Origin of the sequence: Neisseria sp. DTU_2020_1000833_1_SI_GRL_NUU_006, from assembly GCA_032388755.1 — a bacterium.
Lineage (GTDB): Bacteria > Pseudomonadota > Gammaproteobacteria > Burkholderiales > Neisseriaceae > Neisseria > Neisseria sicca_C.
Genome location: CP135593.1, coordinates 973,491 through 992,692 on the forward strand (window position 1 = coordinate 973,491; position 19,202 = coordinate 992,692).

Annotated in this window: 17 protein-coding genes, 2 tRNA genes and 1 pseudogene; 10 read left to right on the forward strand and 10 right to left on the reverse strand. The window is 47.9% G+C overall.

From position 1 onward, the window contains the following. The first annotated feature begins 13 nt into the window (after positions 1-13). The 3 genes from RSJ68_04745 to RSJ68_04755 all read left to right on the forward strand — a co-directional run bounded on the left by RSJ68_04745 (position 14) and on the right by RSJ68_04755 (position 4,459). Complete coding sequence (locus RSJ68_04745) at positions 14-2,029, forward strand: N-6 DNA methylase (protein ID WNU98034.1); 2,016 nt, start codon at positions 14-16, stop codon at positions 2,027-2,029. Positions 2,030-2,061: 32 nt separating this feature from the next. Then, the gene (locus tag RSJ68_04750) at positions 2,062-3,420 is read left to right on the forward strand and encodes a restriction endonuclease subunit S (GenBank protein ID WNU98035.1); all 1,359 of its coding nucleotides are present in this window, start codon (positions 2,062-2,064) and stop codon (positions 3,418-3,420) included. Between the two features lie 133 nt (positions 3,421-3,553). Next, the gene (locus RSJ68_04755) at positions 3,554-4,459 is read left to right on the forward strand and encodes a LysR family transcriptional regulator (protein ID WNU98036.1); all 906 of its coding nucleotides are present in this window, start codon (positions 3,554-3,556) and stop codon (positions 4,457-4,459) included. A 118-nt stretch (positions 4,460-4,577) separates the two neighbouring features. On the opposite strand, the gene RSJ68_04760 is transcribed toward RSJ68_04755, so the two are convergent. After that, the gene (locus RSJ68_04760; protein WNU98037.1) at positions 4,578-5,450 is read right to left on the reverse strand and encodes a helix-turn-helix transcriptional regulator; all 873 of its coding nucleotides are present in this window, start codon (positions 5,448-5,450) and stop codon (positions 4,578-4,580) included. An 85-nt stretch (positions 5,451-5,535) separates the two neighbouring features. Here RSJ68_04760 and RSJ68_04765 point away from each other — a divergent pair, with 85 nt between their 5' ends. After that, entirely contained in the window at positions 5,536-6,315 is a 780-nt protein-coding gene (locus RSJ68_04765; GenBank protein WNU98038.1) for an SDR family oxidoreductase, read from the forward strand. A gap of 80 nt (positions 6,316-6,395) precedes the next feature. After that, positions 6,396-6,599: pseudogene (locus tag RSJ68_04770) on the forward strand (IS5/IS1182 family transposase). 141 nt (positions 6,600-6,740) lie between these two features. On the opposite strand, the gene hemA reads toward RSJ68_04770, so the two are convergent. After that, positions 6,741-7,994 carry a glutamyl-tRNA reductase gene (gene hemA / locus RSJ68_04775; GenBank protein WNU98039.1) on the reverse strand — a complete coding sequence of 418 codons (1,254 nt, stop codon included), beginning with the start codon at positions 7,992-7,994 and terminating at the stop codon, positions 6,741-6,743. Between the two features lie 149 nt (positions 7,995-8,143). After that, positions 8,144-8,935 carry a polyamine aminopropyltransferase gene (locus tag RSJ68_04780; protein WNU98040.1) on the reverse strand — a complete coding sequence of 264 codons (792 nt, stop codon included), beginning with the start codon at positions 8,933-8,935 and terminating at the stop codon, positions 8,144-8,146. Between the two features lie 242 nt (positions 8,936-9,177). Between RSJ68_04780 and RSJ68_04785 the strand changes: the two genes are divergently transcribed. From RSJ68_04785 to panC, 4 genes are all read left to right on the forward strand, one after another. Then, positions 9,178-9,253: transfer RNA gene (locus tag RSJ68_04785), tRNA-Thr, on the forward strand. Between the two features lie 35 nt (positions 9,254-9,288). Further along, positions 9,289-9,364: transfer RNA gene (locus tag RSJ68_04790), tRNA-Thr, on the forward strand. 132 nt (positions 9,365-9,496) lie between these two features. Beyond that, a complete protein-coding gene (gene panB / locus RSJ68_04795) occupies positions 9,497-10,285 on the forward strand; it encodes a 3-methyl-2-oxobutanoate hydroxymethyltransferase (protein WNU98347.1) in 789 nt (262 codons plus the stop codon). 171 nt (positions 10,286-10,456) lie between these two features. Further along, entirely contained in the window at positions 10,457-11,293 is an 837-nt protein-coding gene (gene panC / locus RSJ68_04800; GenBank protein WNU98041.1) for a pantoate--beta-alanine ligase, read from the forward strand. A gap of 171 nt (positions 11,294-11,464) precedes the next feature. Here the strand turns inward: panC and RSJ68_04805 are convergent, their stop codons facing one another. The 6 genes from RSJ68_04805 to dnaB all read right to left on the reverse strand — a co-directional run bounded on the left by RSJ68_04805 (position 11,465) and on the right by dnaB (position 16,498). Continuing rightward, on the reverse strand, positions 11,465-11,959 hold the full coding sequence (locus RSJ68_04805; GenBank protein WNU98042.1) for a PilX family type IV pilin: 495 nt from the start codon (positions 11,957-11,959) through the stop codon (positions 11,465-11,467). Positions 11,960-11,976: 17 nt separating this feature from the next. Then, positions 11,977-12,549, reverse strand: a complete 573-nt coding sequence (locus RSJ68_04810; GenBank protein ID WNU98043.1) for a pilus assembly protein — start codon at positions 12,547-12,549, stop codon at positions 11,977-11,979. After that, complete coding sequence (locus RSJ68_04815) at positions 12,528-13,520, reverse strand: prepilin-type N-terminal cleavage/methylation domain-containing protein (GenBank protein WNU98044.1); 993 nt, start codon at positions 13,518-13,520, stop codon at positions 12,528-12,530. The genes RSJ68_04810 and RSJ68_04815 overlap by 22 nt, the downstream gene beginning before the upstream one ends. After that, positions 13,520-14,230, reverse strand: a complete 711-nt coding sequence (gene pilV, locus RSJ68_04820) for a type IV pilus modification protein PilV (GenBank protein ID WNU98045.1) — start codon at positions 14,228-14,230, stop codon at positions 13,520-13,522. Before pilV ends, RSJ68_04815 begins: the two co-directional genes overlap by 1 nt. 12 nt (positions 14,231-14,242) lie before the next feature. Beyond that, positions 14,243-14,935 carry a Tfp pilus assembly protein FimT/FimU gene (locus RSJ68_04825; protein WNU98046.1) on the reverse strand — a complete coding sequence of 231 codons (693 nt, stop codon included), beginning with the start codon at positions 14,933-14,935 and terminating at the stop codon, positions 14,243-14,245. A gap of 156 nt (positions 14,936-15,091) precedes the next feature. Then, positions 15,092-16,498: a replicative DNA helicase gene (gene dnaB, locus RSJ68_04830; GenBank protein ID WNU98047.1), complete on the reverse strand. Its 1,407-nt coding sequence runs from the start codon at positions 16,496-16,498 to the stop codon at positions 15,092-15,094. A gap of 157 nt (positions 16,499-16,655) precedes the next feature. Between dnaB and RSJ68_04835 the strand changes: the two genes are divergently transcribed. Continuing rightward, positions 16,656-17,237, forward strand: coding sequence for a superoxide dismutase (locus RSJ68_04835; GenBank protein ID WNU98048.1), 582 nt, complete (start codon positions 16,656-16,658; stop codon positions 17,235-17,237). A 327-nt stretch (positions 17,238-17,564) separates the two neighbouring features. On the opposite strand, the gene RSJ68_04840 is transcribed toward RSJ68_04835, so the two are convergent. Next, entirely contained in the window at positions 17,565-19,193 is a 1,629-nt protein-coding gene (locus RSJ68_04840) for an ABC-F family ATPase (GenBank protein WNU98049.1), read from the reverse strand. Positions 19,194-19,202 lie beyond the last annotated feature (9 nt).

Below are 19,202 nucleotides of genomic sequence, written 5' to 3' on the forward strand. Positions count from 1 at the left end.
GAAGGACAACATCATGGCCAACCAACCAACCAACCAACCAATTAGCCTAAGTGCAATCTTAAAAGATTCCAACTACAAACTTTCCCAATTCAGCACCAACCAAGTTGCCAAACTTGAATCTCAAATCAGCGAAAAAGTTGTCAAAGGCAAAACCCACTATTATTTGACCTGCCGTATCCGTAATAAAGAAATCAAATTAACACCCGAAGAAGTTGTCCGCCAACTGTATCTAATGATTTTGATGGATGACTATGGCTACCCTGCCGAACGCATTCAGTTGGAGTACGGTGTTACTTTTGGTCGGGACGACAGTAAACGGGCAGATATTGTTGTATTTGACAAAGATAATCCGAATGCTGCCTATATCATTGTCGAACTCAAAAAGCCTAAACTTAAAGACGGTAAAGAACAGCTCAAATCCTATTGCAACGCCACGGGCGCACCAATCGGTGTATGGACGAACGGCGATTCCATTTCTTTTTATCACCGCAAAGACCCAAATTATTTTGAAGATATTCCCGCATTGCCAAGAGTATCGGAAAAACTGTCTGACGTATTGAATGAAAAATACACCATCGATGACTTAATCCGAAAAGATAAGCTCGTCAACGAACGCAAGTCATTGAAAGATTTGATTTTAGAAATGGAAGACGAAGTCTTGGCAAATGCCGGCGTGGATGTATTTGAAGAACTCTTCAAGCTGATCTTTACCAAGCTCTATGACGAAATGGAAAGCGGACGGAACAAAAAACGCTACTTGGCATTCCGCAACAGCGGCGATACTGAAATCGAATTGAAAAACAAAATCCAAGGTCTGTTTGAAAAAGCTCGTGAAAAATGGGAAGGCGTATTTTCCGAAGACAGCAAAATCCAGCTTACCCCTTCGCATTTGTCCGTCTGCGTTTCTTCACTGCAAGACGTGAAGCTGTTCAACTCCAATTTGGATGTGGTGGATGAAGCTTTCGAATACCTGATTAACAAATCCAGCAAAGGTGAAAAAGGACAATATTTTACGCCGCGCTATGTGATTGATATGTGCGTAAAAATGCTCAATCCGACTGCTGATGAAACCATTATTGATACAGCAGCCGGCAGTTGCGGCTTTCCCGTCCACACAATCTTCCACGTTTGGGAACAGATTTTAAAAGCGCAAGGCTTGGAAAAAAGCCATTTGTTTACCAGCGAAGAAAAGCCTGCCGAATGCACCGATTACGTTACCAAGAAAGTTTTTGCTATCGATTTTGATGAAAGAGCAGTGCGTGTTGCCCGCACACTGAACTTGATTGCAGGCGACGGGCAAACCAACGTCTTGCATTTAAACACGCTGGATTGGGAACGCTGGGATGAAAAAACCAAAGATGAAAACTGGCTCGATACTTACGGCAACGGTTGGAAAGGTTTGCGCAAACTCAGAAAGCAAAAAGACAGCAACCGCGATTTCGGTTTCGACATCCTGATGGCGAATCCACCGTTTGCAGGCGACATCAAAGAAAGCCGTATTTTGGCGAAATACGAACTGGGGAAAAAGCCCAACGGCAAAGCCCAAACCAAAGTTGGGCGCGATATTCTCTTTATCGAACGCAACCTGGATTTCTTAAAAGACGGCGGACGCATGGCAATCGTGTTGCCACAAGGGCGTTTCAACAACAGTTCCGACAAAGCCATCCGAGAATTTATCGCAAAACGTTGCCGCATCCTTGCTGTGGTTGGTTTACATGGGAACGTATTTAAACCACATACCGGCACCAAAACCAGCGTTTTATTCGTGCAAAAATGGCATGACACCCTTTGCCCGAAAGTGGAAGACTACCCGATTTTCTTTGCCACCATGCAAGAACCCAGCAAAGACAACAGCGGCGACAAAATCTTTGTCCGCAATGAAGACGGTACGCCCGTGCTGGATAGCCACGGGCATTTGATCGTCAAACACGACCTGTTCAACCACGACGGGAAAACAGGAGACGGTATTGCCGAAGCCTTTTTGGAATTTGCCAAAAAAGAGAAATTGTCTTTTGCGGGAAAGCCCTAAGCCCCTTTGATGCCGCGAAATATCAGCGGTTGTTGGAGGGGCTGGAAGTAAGAGAGGTTCAACTTAGCCGTATTTTAGAAAATAAAGATGGTCGGTTTGATACGGATTTCTGGATAAAAGAACCTATTTTAAATCCACAATTGACGTATCGAAGAATTGGTGAATGCTTGAAAGTTTCTCAATATGGGATTTCTATTGAGATGAATGAAGAGGGAATAGGTCAGCCTATTTATAGGATGAATGAAATTCATAACATGCTATGTGATTTTTCTGTATCTAAATTTGCTCAAGTAACAAACAGTGAAATTTTGAAATTTAAATTAAACAATAGAGATGTTTTATTTAATAGAACAAATTCATTTGAGTGGGTAGGACGAACAGGTATTTACTACAAACAGCCAAATAGAGACTTTATATTTGCTTCTTATCTTGTGCGTTTTGTTCCTGATGAAAATATTATTATTCCTGAATACTTGACAGCTTATTTAAACTCAAAATATGGGATATGGGATTTAAAACGGAGAGCTAGACAATCAATTAACCAGACAAATATTAATCCTGAAGAAGTAAAAGAAATTTTAATCCCTATCTTGCCAATTAGATTTCAGTTGGAAATAAAATCTAATTTTGATAAAGCTAGAGATAACTTTATTGAATCAGAAAGAGTTTACCAAACAGCCCAAAACCTGCTTTTAGAGCATTTAGGCTTAAAAGATTTTAAGCCGCCCGCTCAAGCAGTCAATATCAAATCCTTTGCCGACAGTTTCGGTACATCGGGTAGGCTGGATGCGGAGTTTTATCAGGAAAAGTATGAAAGCTATCTGAAAAAGATTCAGGCCTATCCGAACGGTTGCGAACTGATAAGAACGGCTTGTAAATTGAAGGATGCGAATTACACGCCTAAAGATAATCAGACATACCGATATATTGAATTATCCAATATTGGAAATTTAGGGGAAATTACAGGGGCAAGCTTGGATTTAGGATGCAATTTGCCAAGCAGGGCAAGACGGAAAGTCAGTAAAAACGACGTGATTGTTTCAAGCATTGAAGGCTCGCTTGCCAGTTGCGCCATCGTATCGGAACAGCATCATCAGGCGTTATGTTCAACTGGCTTTTATGTGGTGTCGTCTGAAAAAATTAATTCGGAAACTTTGCTGATATTGTTTAAATCCGAGCCTATACAGCAGCTTTTAAAACAAGGTTGCTCAGGTACAATTTTGACGGCTATCAATAAAGACGAATTTTTGAACATTCCCTTACCTTTGGTTGATGCAAATATCCAAACCCAAATCGCCGATTTAATCCGACAATCCGACCGCTTGCGCCAAGAATCCCAAGCCCTGTTGGAAGAAGCCAAGCGTAAGGTGGAACAAGCGATTGAGGGGTAAGTTTTAGTTCATTGCCAAGTAAAAGGTCGTCTGAAAAATCTTCAGACGACCTTTTGTCTGCCTAAACGTTTCGTAATATATTTGTTATGATTAGACGCATAATTACTAAATCACTATTAGGCATAATCTAACAATGGACAATTCATTCTACGGCCAGCTCAACGTTTTCCAAACCATCGCCCAAGAAGGCAGCATTTCGGCGGCAGCGCGCAAATTGGAAATCGCCGTACCTTCGGCGAGCCAAGCATTAAAGTTATTGGAGCAGAAAATCGGCGTGCCGCTGTTTCACCGTACCACGCGCAATATCCAGCTCACCGATGCCGGCAGGCAGCTTTTGGAGCGTACCGAACAAGCCATGGCAACGCTACATCAGGCTTTTGAGGAAGTGCGGAATTTTGGCGGGCAGGTGAGCGGCACGGTGCGGATTACCATGGCGCGGGTAATGTATCAGCTTGTTTTGCGCCCGCATTTGGCGGAATTTCACCAACGCTATCCGCAAATTCAACTGGAAATTTCTCTGAATGACGGGCTTTCGCACCTGATTGAGGATGGTATCGATTTAGGGATTCGCTTCGGCAACCGTTTGGATGAAGGCATGGTTGTCCGCAAGCTGATGAACGGCACGCAGGAAGGGCTGTACGTCAGCCAACGCTACGCCGCGCAACACGGCATGCCGAAAACGCCCAAGGATTTATCTGCCCATCAACTCATCGGCTACCGTTTTATCTCGTCCAACAAAATCGAGCCGCTGGTGATTGCGCAAAACGGGCAGGAAACCGCAGTGGAAATGGATACGCCGCTTATCTGCAACGACCCTGAAATCTTATTGGATGCCACCCGCCAAGGCTTGGGTATTGGACGGGCGTTTACCCACAATATGCAGCAACAGCCCGACCGCGCGGATTTTGTGCCCGTGCTGCAAAAGTATTGGCGGCAGCATCCGCCGTTGTATCTTTATTATCTGCAACACAGCCAGCGGACGAAAAAGGTGCAGGCGGTGATTGAGTTTTTGCTGGAGAAAACGGCGCAATACCGTTGAAGTTGGGCAGCCTGAAAACGGATGAAACGGTAAGCGGCAAAGCTAAATTTCAAAAGCAGCCTGCACTTTGTTTTCCAAAGGTGCAGGCTGCTTTTTATTTTTCAGGTAGCCTTTCATTTCAGCCAGCCCCATAAGCTGCCAAATAACTTTCCCGAAACGCTTTGGGTGTAGTGTTTTGCTGTTTTTTAAAAAATTTGTTGAAATGCGTGGCTTTCTCAAAACCCAGTTGCAAGGCGATTTGTTTGACGGATTGCGGTGTATGAATCAACAAACGTTTGGCTTCCAGCAGCAGGCGGTCAGTGATGACGGTTTTGGCAGAAAGCCCGCTTTGTGCAAGGCAGAGCGTACCCAGCGTTTTTTCGCTGCACGCCAGTTGAGCCGCATAAAAACCGACTTGGTGTTGCGTAGAAAAATGCTGTTCCAACAATCGGTTGAATTGTTGCCAACGCAGGTTTTGTTTATCTTCAGGCTGCATGTTTTGCGCGTAGAGCGTAATCAACAGCGTGAGAAAAGCCTGTAATTGTGCTTGAATCAAAGGATGGGCATTGTTGTTTTGCCAGTCGGCATAGCGGCAACGTTTGAGTTGCGTCAAGGCAGGCAGCAGCAATTCTGCGTGTGATGCATCGACTACTTTGCGATAGGGAAGGTTTTGCCATTCTTGGCTCAGATGCGTAGGCAGAAGTTCGGTAGGAAAGGACAATCCCCAGCCATCCCAGCCCTGCATAGATAAAAAATGGTGTACCTGATTGGGACGTATCAGCAGCCATTCTCCTGTCTTTTGCACTATCTGTTCAAAATCCAAAAGATGCCGACATTCGCCCTCGGTTACCCATAGCCAAATATATTGGTCAAATCGGTGTTGGCTGCCTAACTGGGTGCGCGCCTGTTCGTCATCAGGGTGCTGGCTTTGCCAAAATTCGCTGAACAGACAGATTTCCAACTCTGTCCGAATGATATGTGTAATTTCAGCATAACTTCCGATTTTTGCCATAAATATGCCCGTTATTACCTTTTTATTCAGTTTGTTTTGCCGGATAATACCTTCCATTGATTTTTAACACAACAGGAAAAGAAACATGGCTCAAACAGCATTGATTACAGGCGCATCAAACGGTATTGGTTTGGAATTGGCAAAAATCCACGCCAAACAAGGCGGTGATTTGGTGTTGGTGGCGCGAAGTGCAGACAAATTAAACGCCTTGGCAGATGAATTACATAATCAATACGGTGTTAAAGTCGCCGTCATTGCGAAGGACTTGGCGCAGCCGAATGCCGCAACGGAAATTTTTGCCGAAACCGAACGTTTGGGCATTACAGTTGATATTTTGATGAACAACGCAGGCATTGGCGGTCATGGACGCTTTTTTGAGCGTGATTTGGCAAAAGACACGCAGATGATTCAGCTCAATATCACCAGCCTGACGGAGCTGACCCATCTCTACCTACAAGGCATGGTGCAACGCCGTTCGGGGAAAATTCTCAATGTGTCTTCTACCGCATCGTTTCTGCCCGGTCCTTTACAAGCAGTGTATTACGCCAGCAAAGCCTATGTAACGTCATTCAGCCAGGCTATTGCCGAGGAAGTGCGCGAGTTCGGCATCACCGTAACTGTGCTTTGCCCCGGAGCCGTTGCCACGGGATTTGTACAGGCAGGCGATTTACAGAATGTTGATGCGTGGAAAAACGCCAAATCCGCCCAATCCGTTGCCGAATACGGCTATCAGGCAATGCAACGCGGCGAGTTGGTTGCATTTAACGAAGCCAAATTGAAATTTGCCTCAGATTGGGTAATACCGCTTCTACCGCGCAAAACCGTTTTGAAAATGTCGCGTATGGCGATGGAAAAACGGAAATAGGAAAATACAAAGCAGCCTGAGACCTTTGCAAAATTTTCCAAATCCCCTAAATTCCCACCGAGATATTTAGGGGATTTTCTATGAGCATCTTCTTCCGGCAAACCGCACAAGCCATGATAGCCAAACATATCGACTGTTCCCCCACTGTCGAAGTTGGATCAGGTGATTGATTGGCAACCGATCTAACAATTCCTGAATTATCAAGGAATCCGTTACCTTAAAACCACCGCGGCCATCCCGCCTATCCGTTTTTGGCCACATTCAAAGCCGTCCTGCTCGGAGAACGGAAACAGCCGAAAATATGTGTTGGAATTTTAACTGTTGGGTAAAAAGGGTTATTTCGCAAAGGTCTTGGCTATTTTTGAAAATACTAGGTCGTCTGAAACGCTATTTGAGATTTCAGACGACCCTTATATTTTATAGCTTCAATCATTTTTGTCTAAATGATAAATTTGGGCAACGGCTTCTACAAGATCACTGTCGGTTGAGCCTGCTTTATTGAGGGTGCGGGTAGGGGAATGGAGCAGTTTGTTGGTCAGTTGGATGGAGAGGCGTTCGAGGACTTCTTCGGGGGATGTGCCTTTTGCCAGTTGTTTCATTGCATTTTCCAGCACTTGTCTGCGGGCGCGCTCGCCCTCGTCGCGAAGTGCGCGGATAAGCGGGACGCTTTGGCGGCTTTTTTGTTGTCGGATAAATTCACTGACTTTTTCTTCAACCATGGCTTCGGCGGCTGCGGCGGCTTTTTGCCGTGATTCTTTACCGCTTTGGACGATGTTCATCATATCGTCGACGGTATAGAGATAGGCATCTCCAAGTTCGCTCACTTCTGCTTCGATGTCTCTGGGGACGGCCAAATCCAATAGGAAAACGGGCATGTTATGGCGTTGTTTCAAAGCGCGTTCAACCATGCCTTTGCCGACCAACGGAAGCTGGCTGGCAGTTGAAGAAACGACGACATCGTATTCGTGCAAAATTTCAGGCAGGTCGGTCAGCAGGCGAGGTTCGGCAGTAATGCCGAGTTTATCGCACAATTCTTGTGCACGGGGCAGGGTGCGGTTGGCAACGGTAATCAGTTTGGGGTTTTTCGCGGCAAAGTAGGTGGCCACCAGTTCAATCATTTCGCCTGCGCCGATAAATAAAACATTCAAATCGGCAATATCAGGGAAAATTTGTTCCGCCATTTTGACCGAGGCGGATGCCATAGATACGGAATTTTCACCGACGGCGGTATCGGTACGGATTTCTTTGGCTACTGAGAAGGTTTTTTGGAACAGCGCATTGAGGTGTGAATTGATGCTTTCCTGCTCTTGGGCAACACGGACTGCATCTTTGATTTGTCCGAGGATTTGCGGTTCCCCCAACACCATGGAATCCAGCCCGCAGGCTACGCGGAAGGCGTGTCGGATGGTTTCGTTGTTGTCTAAAGTGTAGAGGTAGGGACGGATTTCTTCGATAGGAAGATTATGATATTCGGCGAGCCATTCAATAATCCGCTCGGTATCGCCGACGCAGTAGAGTTCGGTACGGTTGCAGGTAGACAGAATGACGGCTTCGTCAGCGGTCGGACTGTGTGCCAAAGCGCGAACGGCATCGGGGAGATGCTCGGCGGCGAATGCTAATTTCTCGCGTATGCTCAGGGGCGCAGTTTGATGATTGAGTCCGACGGCGGTGAGTTGCATGGGGAGGATGTTTTGCGGAATGGTGTGTGTCGGGCGGTATTATAGCCCAATTCAGATATGAAATGAACGGATAAGGAAGAGCGGATAAATGGCGGTCGTCTGAAATTTTATGTATCGGCGGCTTTAGGTTTTCAGACGACCTGTTCATCTCACAGATAAAAATGTTTGCCGTTGTTCGGGTTGCTGGCTTTCAAATCGTTCAACATCCGTTTGAAATCCAAACCGTATTGTCCGCTTAGCTTTTCCGCGCGTTTTTTCAGTTTATCGAGGTTTTGCTCTTTCGGACTGCTTTGGAACGCCATCACCGCCATATTGCCGTGGCTTTCGGCGGGCAGTTCCAACACGCGGCCTTCGAAGACGTTGAGCAGTCGTTCGATGAATCGTTGGTAGCGTTTATCGCCGCTCCACCAGTTGGTGACGAACACGCCGTCGGGCGAGAGGGCATGGCGGCAGTCTTGGAAGAAGGGTTCTTCAACCAGCGCGTCGATGATTTGTTCGCCGTCGAAGCCGTCCACCAAAATCACGTCGGTATTGTGGCGGAACACTTTGATGTATTCCGCGCCGTCCGCTTCGACGATTTCGAAGTTTTCCCCTTCAAACGGCAGCTCGAACAGGCTGCGGGCGACGGCGATGACCTGCGGGTTGATCTCCACGGCGGTTTGTTTGGTGTCGGGCAGGTAGCTGTCTATCCAGCGCGCGAACGAGCCGCCGCCCAAACCGATTTGGGTGATGTGTTTCGGCGTTTCTTCCGCAAACAGAAGCCAGCCCATCATCGCGCGGCTGTACGACAAAACCAGTTCGGCGGGATGGTCGAGGTTCATCGAGCTTTGGATGGTGTCGCTGCCTAAATGCAGCGAGCGGATGTTGCCTTCTTCGGAAATGCCGACTTCGGGCAGGTCGGACTTGGCGGGGCGCAGGCGGCGGTAGGGGTGTCGTGGCATGATGTGGACGGATGGAGGGGAAAGGGGAGTATTTTATCAGAGTGTCGTCTGAAATGCTTTTTGTGCGGTTGTTTTTCAGACGACCTTGCGGCTATATGCCTGAGCGGCTTGGTTCATATATGGGGTAATCATTACGCCTGAAATAAATTTCTTTTTAAATCAAATATTTTTTATAAAAATTTACTTTGTGGGCGACAGGCTCTTGCCAAGCGGGGCAGTTAACGGGATAATTCGTCTTCTTTGCCGGTATAGCTCAGTTGGTAGAGCACCTGACTTGTAATCAGGGGGTCCCGAGTTCGACTCTTGGTGCCGGCACCAGTTTATCGCTGAAGTGCCGCAAGGTATTTCAGTAAGCCGGTATAGCTCAGTTGGTAGAGCACCTGACTTGTAATCAGGGGGTCCCGAGTTCGACTCTTGGTGCCGGCACCAATCAAACAGCCCGATTGTGAAAGCAGTCGGGCTGTTTTGCGTTTGCCGTTCGGGTGGCAGGGCGGCGGGCATTTCACTATAATAGCCCGTTTTAATCTAAAAGGTCGTCTGAAAAAGGCGGAACACATTCTAATGATTACTGTGAACACACTGCAAAAGATGAAGGCAGAAGGCGAAAAAATCGCCATGCTGACCGCCTATGAATCCAGCTTTGCCGCGTTGATGGATAATGCCGGCGTCGATGTCTTGCTGGTGGGCGATTCCTTGGGCATGACCGTGCAGGGACGCAAATCCACGCTGCCCGTCAGCCTGCACGATATGTGTTACCACACCGAAAACGTCGCACGCGGTACGGAAAACGCGATGATTGTCAGCGACTTGCCTTTTGGTGCGTATCAGCAGAGTAAAAAACAGGCGTTTGCCGCCGCTGCCGAACTGATGGCGGCGGGCGCGCATATGGTCAAACTCGAAGGCGGCGTTTGGATGGCGGAAACCACCGAATTTCTGCAAATGCGCGGCATTCCCGTCTGCGCCCATATCGGCTTGACCCCGCAGTCCGTGTTTGCATTTGGCGGATATAAAGTGCAGGGGCGGGGCGATAAGGCGGAAGCCTTGTTGGCAGATGCGAAAGCACACGACCAAGCAGGTGCCGCCATCGTATTGATGGAATGTGTACCGGCGGAATTGGCGAAAAAAGTAACCGAAACCGTCTCTTGCCCGACCATCGGCATCGGCGCGGGCGTGGATTGCGACGGACAAGTTTTGGTCATGCATGATATGCTCGGCATTTTCCCGGGTAAAACCGCCAAATTCGTCAAAAACTTCATGCTGGGCAAAGACAGCGTCCAAGCCGCTGTTGAAGCCTATGTCCATGAAGTCAAAGCCAAAACCTTTCCCGCTGCGGAACATTCGTTTGCTTGATACCCTCAACTGAAAAAGGTCGTCTGAAAAGGTTTTCATCGTGAAAACCGAATTTCAGACGACCTTTGTTTGTCCGTGTTCCCAGCGTATAATCGGCGCGTGATTTTCGGGCTGACAAAATACAGCGGCTGAGCGCCGCAATCCCGAAAAAGATAAAGGACATTTTCCACCATGCAAATCATTCATACCATTAAAGAATTACGCGAATGGCGCAAAAACGCAGGCAGCGTTGCCCTTGTGCCGACTATGGGCAATCTGCACGAAGGCCATCTCGCCCTCGTTCGCGAAGCCAAAAAACGCGCCGACAACGTCGTCGTCAGCATATTCGTCAACCGCCTACAATTCGGACAGGGCGAGGATTTCGACAAATACCCGCGCACCTTGCAGCAAGACGCCGACAAACTCGCCAACGAAGGCGTAGCTGTCGTGTTCGCGCCCGACGAAAAAGAGCTGTATCCCAATGTCGAGCAACGTTTCAACGTCGAACCGCCCAACCTCCAAAACGAATTGTGCGGCAAATTCCGCCCCGGTCATTTCCGCGGTGTCGCTACTGTCGTCAGCAAACTGTTCAACATCGTCCAACCCGATACCGCCTGCTTCGGCAAAAAAGACTATCAGCAGTTGGCGATTATCAAAGGCTTTGTCGAAGACCTGAATTTCAATATCGACATCGTTCCCGTCGATACCGGCCGCGCTCCCGACGGACTCGCGCTTTCCAGCCGCAACCAATACCTCAGTGAAGCCGAGCGCGCCGAAGCCCCGCGTCTGTACCGCGAATTGCAGCGCGTCGCCGCCGAACTCAAAAACGGCAATCTCGATTATGTCGGACTGGAAACAGAAACCGTCCGCCGCCTGACCGAAGCCGGCTGGGTGGTTGATTACGTCGAAATCCGCCATGCCGAGAGCCTCGCCGTCGCACGCACCGGCGACAAAGCCCTCGTCGTCCTCGCCGCCGCCCGCTTGGGAACGACGCGTCTGATTGACAACTTGGAAGTCAGCTTGGCTTGAACGTTGGCATAGAAAAAGGTCGTCTGAAAACCAAATGTGTTTTCAGACGACCTTTGTTTGCTTTATCGCTATATTTTGGAATATGGATAGCCGATATTATTCGACAAAACTAGATTTTAACGAAATAGATCTTGAGGTTTAAAAAGTAAATAAAAGAGCCGATTTACTCCTCTATTTTTTATAACCTACCTGTTCACAGCCTGTATTGCTGCCGTTTTTGCTTGTTAACTTGGTTTTAGCCGATTCTGCATCAGTACATTTATAGGCATTGCCCAAACTATCTATCCAAACGGAAAGTTTGTAATCAGTACCGGTTTTCGGAGTGGCAAAAAGATAATAAGCCCTGCTGTTTTTAGCGTCCTTATTTTTCATTTCACCGCTGAAGTCGTATTTGGCAGCGACCTCGGGCGCAGCTTTGTAGGTCTTAACCAATCCCGTATCTCCCTCAATTTCATCTTTTATTTTAAGGGTAGGATTTTTGACTAATTCGGTTTTTAAGGCATTGTTAATAGCAAGCAGTTCCGTATGTGCTTGGGATTGGTAGCCACGTTCGATGTATCGGATATAGGAAGGGTAAGCGATGGTACTGAGGATGCCAATAATGGCAACAACAATCAGCATCTCAACCAGCGTAAACCCTTGAGATTTAGTGATAGACGTATTCATGATTTTATCTATTTATTTTATTCGTTGGCCACATAAGATTGTAGTATAACCACCGTATTTTCGTTTTTTCCCCATGCTTTGGCGGTAACGCGGTAAATGGTACGGTTGTCGGTGGAGTTGGTGCTTAGGTATTCGATAATGAAACGAGGATTTGCCTTAGCACCACTGTTTTTTCTGGGATATTCTTCACCGTTTTCATCGATACATTTTTTCTTACCGCATTCACGCACCCACGCCTCAACTTTTGAAGTGCCATTCACAATAATCGTGCCTGAGGAAGTGGAATATGAACCTGCATCAACGTGTGCCGCTTTGCATAAACCATCAGTACAATCATCAGTAAATGGTTTTTTACCGTCTTCGATTTCATAAATGTGGTTCTCACCCTCACGCAATGCTGCTTCCGCAAGTGTGGTAGCAAATTTATGGTCGGCGTCATTTGTACTGATACGCTGCTCGGTATTATAGGACTGGGTCGCAGTAACGACGAGCAAGGCGATGACGATCATGATCATCAGGACGATGAATAATGCGAAGCCCTTTTGTGCAGAGGCTTTAGCAGGATGGTTTAAAGTAATCGGTCTGCGCATTTGTTTCCTCCGCGTACAGTCGCGTTGATTCGATAAATTTTTACTTCATTATCATTACTTCCACCTGCGTTAATACTACCAAGTTCTCTTTTGTCATTACTGTTCAGCAGTAACTCAATAGATGCAGGTGTTTCTTTAGCAAGATCTGGATTTTTTGGAGGAAGTTCATCGCTATATGTAAATGTTTCATCCTCTCCTAGAGTTTGTCCTTGATTTTGCGTATTTCCGGTAGGAGCCGATGCCGCTTTGCTTTCTACATCTGTCTGAGGGCACTTTTCTACATAAAAATAACGGATTTTCATGCCCTTAATTCCTTTGATCAATAGCTGCGGATTACTCCATTCACCATCATCTGTCAGTTGGAAGCGGTAAAGACCTTCTTGCCTACCTACCGTGCCAACAGCGTAAGCATTTACCTCATGTTTCATGATGGAAATATTGCCCGCTTGGGAACCATCTGTCTTTAAAGCTGCTTTACTATCAGTAATTTGCTTGCCTGGTTTGGTAATGTTTGTGCAGCTGCTGGCTACTACTGTTGCCTCGTTTGGTGATGCGGTATCTATGCCGTATTGGAAAATCAGCGCCTTACCGCTCTGTTCGAAGTCAGTCACACCTAAAGAATCTGTTTCTCTGACGGCAGGAAGCATGTTTCCGCTACCTTTAAGCTTGAGAAAGTCTTTGGAGCCTGAGTCAGCGATAACGGCTTGGGCATCATAGGCCGACATATTGAAACAACCGAAGTTTCCAGCCATGCGGGCATCACGTACGATCTGATTAGATGCGTTACGCAAATCCTGTTGGACGTTTAGACGGGAGGTTGCAGCGGTGTTTAGGCTTCGGGCGGTAAAATAGCCTGAGCTGACGGCCAGCAGGACTATCATGCTCAATGCGCTTGCCACAAGGAATTCGATCAAACTGAAGCCTTGCATACCTGTTTTTACCGGAATGTGTGGGCAGTTTTTATTATTCATTATCTTTCCCTTACGCGTACTTGGTAGGTGTAAACAATCGAGTCTTCGGTTTTTTTAATGCTGCTTGCTGCTTTGTCACTTTCTGCATCTTTAAGCCATAATACTTTGATAACGGTGTCCGCAGCTTCATCGTTATCGCAATTTGGCTTAAACCCCCCACCTTCAAAGGTAGGCTCTTTATTTTTACTATCTCGGCATACTACATAATAAAACTCTGAAATATCGGAATCGCGAAAAGCTTTGTCTAAAGCATCATGAAATTGACCAAGCTGCGCTTTAGCCAACTCTTCTTTTTTCATGCTCTCTTTCAACGGACCTTTTTTCAAGGGCTCAGTAGAGGAATCACCGTATGTGGTGTAGTAATCGCTATAATTCTTACACCACCCTCTACCATTCCTGCTATTAGTTGCTCCCGGTTTAGGGGTTGGACATTCCACAAGTCTCGGGTTAATCAACATCCCTTCGACTAAATTTTGGGTAAGCTGGGATACGATGGTTTGCCCTTCCGCTTCGCGTACGCTGGAAACGGTACGCAACTGGATGGCGAGTAGGGCGAGTACGCCGATTGCGAGGACGAACATGGCGACCAAGACTTCAATTAAAGTCATACCTGCTTGGTTAGGTTTGGAAAAATCTGAATAACGGGTTTTGGCGAAACTCGCTTTGCTCATTTTCAGACGACCTTTTGTATGTAATGTTATGTATTTCATAGGATGGTATTTTTATTTTTTGGGTTCGGGACTTTGAGATTCTGAATATTGGCAAAGGGGTCGCGAATCTGATTTGGCGCAGATTTCGACGCGACCGCTGCTGTCGATAAGGACGATACTGGCGCGGGATTTTTTGGTTTCTTCGGTCGTTGCGGCGGAATCGGTCATGCTGATTTTGATGTAGCCGTCGGCGTATTTGAAAGTTGTTGATTTATCCAGTGTTTTAGAGGCGGTGTATCCGAATGTACCGTTGGGCATAAATGACCAGAATACGGCCTCACCGTCATCAGCATTATCTTTTCCAAATGCGACGTGTTGGAATGTATGGGAAACTTTGGCAGGGTCGGTACCGTTGAGGACTATGGAGCGCAAAGAAATATCACTTGTGTCATTTTTATAGGCTACGTCCCGATTTGTATCGGCATAGGCGAGCAAGCCGCTGCTTTTTTGGCTGCTATCGCATGTGCCGTCAGCCAAGCCGTGTTTTCTAACTTTTACGGGACAGACATAGACAGGGAGATTGAGGCGGACTGCTTCGGCTCTTGCAAAGCGCAAGAGGTTTGCCACCTGCTCTGCCTGACTGGCAGCGCGGCGGGAGGCAATCCATTCGCTCATATTGGGAAGGGCGATAGTGGCCATGATGGCGGTAATAGCGATCACGACCAACAATTCGATTAAGGTAAAACCTTTTTGTTGTGCGTACATGAGTGGTAAAAACGTCTGGAGTTAAGTAATGTGTTTTATCATCCGGCTTAGAATATTTTTATCGCCGGAATTATGCGGTTTGGTTCATTTTAAACGATATTGGGATGGATTGCCTAATAAAATATGAAATTTGCTTGGTTTTCAGGCTGATTTGTCTCAATCTTCCATCAATGCGGATTCGGGTATGTAGGCTGCATTATCGAATTTGGTAAATTGCCCCATCCAAGTAAGGAATACTTTCCCGACGGGACCGTTACGGTGTTTGCCGATAATACATTCTGCGATGCCTTTCATGGGGGATTCTTGGTTATAGTATTCGTCTCGGTACATAAACATAATCAAGTCGGCGTCCTGCTCGATGGCACCGGATTCCCGCAAGTCGGACATCATCGGGCGCTTGTCGGTACGCTGCTCTACGGTACGGCTCAACTGCGACAAAGCAATAACAGGAACTTGCAACTCCTTAGCCAAGGCTTTGAGGGAGCGCGAAATTTCACCGAGTTCTGAGGCGCGGTTGTCCGAACGGCCTGAGCCTGCCATCAATTGCAGGTAGTCAATCACGATCAAGCCCAATTTTCCGTTGAACTGGCGTGCAAGGCGGCGGGCGCGGGCGCGCAGTTCGAGCGCAGTCAAGCCCGGTGTTTCGTCAATATACATAGGCGCATCGGAAAGCTTGACCACAGCTTCATTCAGACGACCCCAGTGTTCATCTTCCAATCTACCTGTTTTTAAAACATTTTGGTCAAGCCTGCCCACCGAACCCAGCATACGCATCACCAGTTGCGCGCCGCCCATCTCCATAGAGAATACGGCGACAGGCAGCTTGCCCTCTACGGCAACGTGTTCCGCAATATTGATCGAAAAAGCAGTTTTACCCATAGACGGACGACCCGCTACGATAATCAAATCGCCGGGCTGGAGACCTGAGGTTTTTTTATCCAAGTCGATAAACCCTGTCGACACGCCGGTCACTTCATCAGGATTATCGCGGGAATAAAGCATGTCGATGCGCTCGACTACTTCCTTCAAAAGCGCAGGCATTTCGAGAAAGCCCTGTTTGGATTTAGCCGTACTTTCCGCAATTTGGAACACCTTGTTTTCCGCTTCATCCAAAAGCTGCCCCGCATCCCTGCCTTGCGGATTGTAGGCGCTACGGGCGATTTCGGTACCGACTTCGGCAAGTTGGCGCATGATGGAACGCTCGCGCACGATTTCGGCATAGCGGCGGATATTCGCAGCGGACGGCGTGTTTTGCGCCAAAGTAATCAGGTAATTGAATCCGCCCGCCGCCTCCAATTCTTCGTTACGCTCCAAACTTTCCTGAACGGTAATCACGTCGGCAGGACGGCTTTCGTTAATCAGATTGGCGATGGCGCGGAAAATCAGGCGGTGTTCGTGTCGGTAGAAGTCTTCACCGGTAACCACATCGGCGATTCTGTCCCAAGCCGAATTCTCGAGCAAAAGACCGCCCAAAACGGATTGCTCCGCCTCCATAGAATGCGGCGGCAGCGACAACGCGCTGACTTCGCGGTCTTCAGACGACGTATCGGGATAATCGTTCATGGCGGCAATCCTAAGTGAATGGAAATTGGAAACCGTTATTATAGCGCAGCGCAAGTTTAACTGGTTTCTCTGATTTAAAGCAGGTAAAATAACGAAGCTGTCCGGTTTATACCGAGCAGCGGACACTACCAAAAACAAATAATTTAGGAGCACTAAAATGGAACATAAGCTGCCACAACTGCCTTATGAACTGGACGCATTGTCCCCGCATCTGAGCAAAGAGACTTTGGAGTACCACTACGGCAAGCACCATCAAACCTACATCACCAATCTGAACAATCAAATCAAAGGTACCGAATTTGAAAACCTGCCTTTAGAAGAGATTGTGAAAAAATCTTCAGGCGGCGTGTTCAACAACGCAGCCCAAACTTGGAACCACACCTTCTACTGGCTGGGTTTTACGCCCAAAGGTCAAGGCAAACCTTCCGGCGAGCTGGCCGCCGCCATCGACGCCAAATGGGGCAGCTTCGAGAAATTCCAAGAAGCTTTCAATGCTTGCGCGGCAGGCACTTTCGGTTCAGGTTGGGCATGGCTGGTGAAAACCCCTGCCGGCGAATTGGATTTGGTTTCCACTTCCAACGCGGCAACTCCGCTGACCACTGAAAACACTCCGCTGCTGACCTGCGACGTATGGGAACACGCCTACTACATCGACTACCGCAACAGCCGCCCCAACTACCTGAAAGGTTTCTGGGAAATCGTCAACTGGGACGAAGTTGCCAAACGCTTTGCTGCTTAAATAATCGGTTGATATGAAAAGGTCGTCTGAAAACTTGGATTTGGGTTTTCAGGCGACCTTTTGTTGTTGCTTATGATTTCTCCGATATTTTAGAAATATTGGAAATGGCTGAAACTCCAGAATCTTGGATTAGTTTCTGGCAATAAGATTAATGGCGGCGCAAGTTTGGTAACACGATATATGCCTGCTTATTTCCATCATAGGCAACCGAATTAGATGCAACTTGTTTAAACATTTTATAAACGGATTTTAAAAAATAAACGTCGTCTGAAAGATACAGTCTTTCAGACGACGTTGGTGTTTCAGACATTGATTAAAACGGCGTAATTAAGCCAAGCCTTTTTTCTCCAGATAACTTTCGTAATCGCCCAGATAGTGTTCGTAGCCGCCTTTGCCGTCCAGCTCGATGATCTGGGTGGCGAGCGAGGAGACGAATTGGCGGTCGTGCGATACGAAAATCAGCGTGCCGTTGTATTTCTCCAGCGCCATGTTCAGCGATTCGATGCTTTCCATGTCCATGTGGTTGGTCGGTTCGTCCATAATCAGCACATTGGGTTTCAGCAACAGGAGTTTGCCGTAGAGCATACGGCCTTTTTCACCGCCGGAGAGGACCTGCACTTTTTTCACCACATCGTTGCTGCCGAAGAGCAAACGCCCCAAAGTACCGCGGATGACCTGTTCGTCGTCGCCTTCCTGCCCCCATTGGCGCATCCATTCGCTCAGGTTCATATCGACATCGAAGTCGTTTTCATGCTCTTGAGGGTAATAGCCAACGTTGGCTTTTTCCGCCCATTTGATGGTGCCTGCATCGGGGGCGATGCCTTCAGCGTATTCGGGATTAAACACGCCGGCGAGAAGTTTCAGCAGGGTGGATTTACCCGCGCCGTTGGGGCCGATGATGGCGAGGCGCTGGCCGGCTTCGAGGATGAAGCTCAGGTTTTTGAACAACTGGGTTTCAAAGCGTTTGGCCAGATTTTCGACTTCAACCGCCTGACGGTGCAGCTTGGCTTTTTCATCGGCTTCAAAGCGGATATACGGGTTTTGACGGGTGGAAGGCTTGACTTCGACCATCTCGGCTTTGATTTTGTCTGCCTGTTTCAGACGACTGGTTGCCTGACGGGCTTTGGATTTGTTGGCGGAGAAGCGGGCAACGAACTCTTGCAGCTCTTGCAGTTTCTCTTTTGCCTTGGCGTTGTCTTTCAGGGCGCGTTCGCGCGATTGGGCGGAGGCGAGCATGTAGTCGTCGTAGTTGCCCGGATAGATGGTGATGGTGTTGTAGTCTAAATCCGCCATGTGGGTGCAGACTTCGTTCAAGAAGTGACGGTCGTGCGAGATGATGATCATGGTGGAGTCGTATTGGTTCAACACACCCTCCAGCCAGCGGATGGTATTGATGTCCAAGTTATTGGTCGGTTCGTCAAGCAAGAGAACATCAGGTTTGGAGAACAGGGCTTGCGCCAGCAATACGCGCAGCTTGAAGCCCGGGGCGACTTCGGCCATGGTCGCATTGTGCAAATCTTCGGAAATGCCCACGCCGCTCAACAGTTCGGCGGCGCGCGCTTCGGCGGTGTAGCCGTCGTATTCGGCGAACTTGGCTTCCAGTTCGGCGGCTTTCATGTAGTCGTCTTCGGTGGCTTCGGGGTTGGCGTAAATCGCGTCGCGTTCGGTCATCGCCGCCCACATTTCGGTGTGCCCCATCATCACCACGTCCAGCACGCGCATATCTTCGTAGGCAAACTGGTCTTGGCGCAGCTTACCCAAGCGCACGCCGTTTTCAATCGCCACTTCGCCCGCAGTCTGTTCCAAATCGCCGCCGAGGATTTTCATGAAGGTGGATTTGCCCGAACCGTTCGCGCCGATCAAGCCGTAGCGGTTGCCTTCGCCGAACTTGACGGATACGTTTTCAAACAGCGGCTTCGCGCCGAACTGCATGGTAATGCCGTTGGTAGAAATCATTATTGGTAA

Bases quoted from the DNA above. Each gene is read 5' to 3' on its own strand.
- hemA (WNU98039.1), bottom strand. From the start codon at position 7,994: ATGCAACTCACCGCCGTCGGACTCAATCATCAAACTGCGCCCCTGAGC.
- RSJ68_04840 (WNU98049.1), bottom strand. From the start codon at position 19,193: ATGATTTCTACCAACGGCATTACCATGCAGTTCGGCGCGAAGCCGCTG.
- RSJ68_04755 (WNU98036.1), top strand. From the start codon at position 3,554: ATGGACAATTCATTCTACGGCCAGCTCAACGTTTTCCAAACCATCGCC.
- RSJ68_04815 (WNU98044.1), bottom strand. From the start codon at position 13,520: ATGAATAATAAAAACTGCCCACACATTCCGGTAAAAACAGGTATGCAA.
- pilV (WNU98045.1), bottom strand. From the start codon at position 14,230: ATGAAATACATAACATTACATACAAAAGGTCGTCTGAAAATGAGCAAA.
- panC (WNU98041.1), top strand. From the start codon at position 10,457: ATGCAAATCATTCATACCATTAAAGAATTACGCGAATGGCGCAAAAAC.
- RSJ68_04805 (WNU98042.1), bottom strand. From the start codon at position 11,959: ATGAATACGTCTATCACTAAATCTCAAGGGTTTACGCTGGTTGAGATG.
- dnaB (WNU98047.1), bottom strand. From the start codon at position 16,498: ATGAACGATTATCCCGATACGTCGTCTGAAGACCGCGAAGTCAGCGCG.
- RSJ68_04745 (WNU98034.1), top strand. From the start codon at position 14: ATGGCCAACCAACCAACCAACCAACCAATTAGCCTAAGTGCAATCTTA.
- RSJ68_04760 (WNU98037.1), bottom strand. From the start codon at position 5,450: ATGGCAAAAATCGGAAGTTATGCTGAAATTACACATATCATTCGGACA.
- RSJ68_04835 (WNU98048.1), top strand. From the start codon at position 16,656: ATGGAACATAAGCTGCCACAACTGCCTTATGAACTGGACGCATTGTCC.
- panB (WNU98347.1), top strand. From the start codon at position 9,497: ATGATTACTGTGAACACACTGCAAAAGATGAAGGCAGAAGGCGAAAAA.
- RSJ68_04825 (WNU98046.1), bottom strand. From the start codon at position 14,935: ATGTACGCACAACAAAAAGGTTTTACCTTAATCGAATTGTTGGTCGTG.
- RSJ68_04765 (WNU98038.1), top strand. From the start codon at position 5,536: ATGGCTCAAACAGCATTGATTACAGGCGCATCAAACGGTATTGGTTTG.
- RSJ68_04780 (WNU98040.1), bottom strand. From the start codon at position 8,935: ATGCCACGACACCCCTACCGCCGCCTGCGCCCCGCCAAGTCCGACCTG.
- RSJ68_04810 (WNU98043.1), bottom strand. From the start codon at position 12,549: ATGCGCAGACCGATTACTTTAAACCATCCTGCTAAAGCCTCTGCACAA.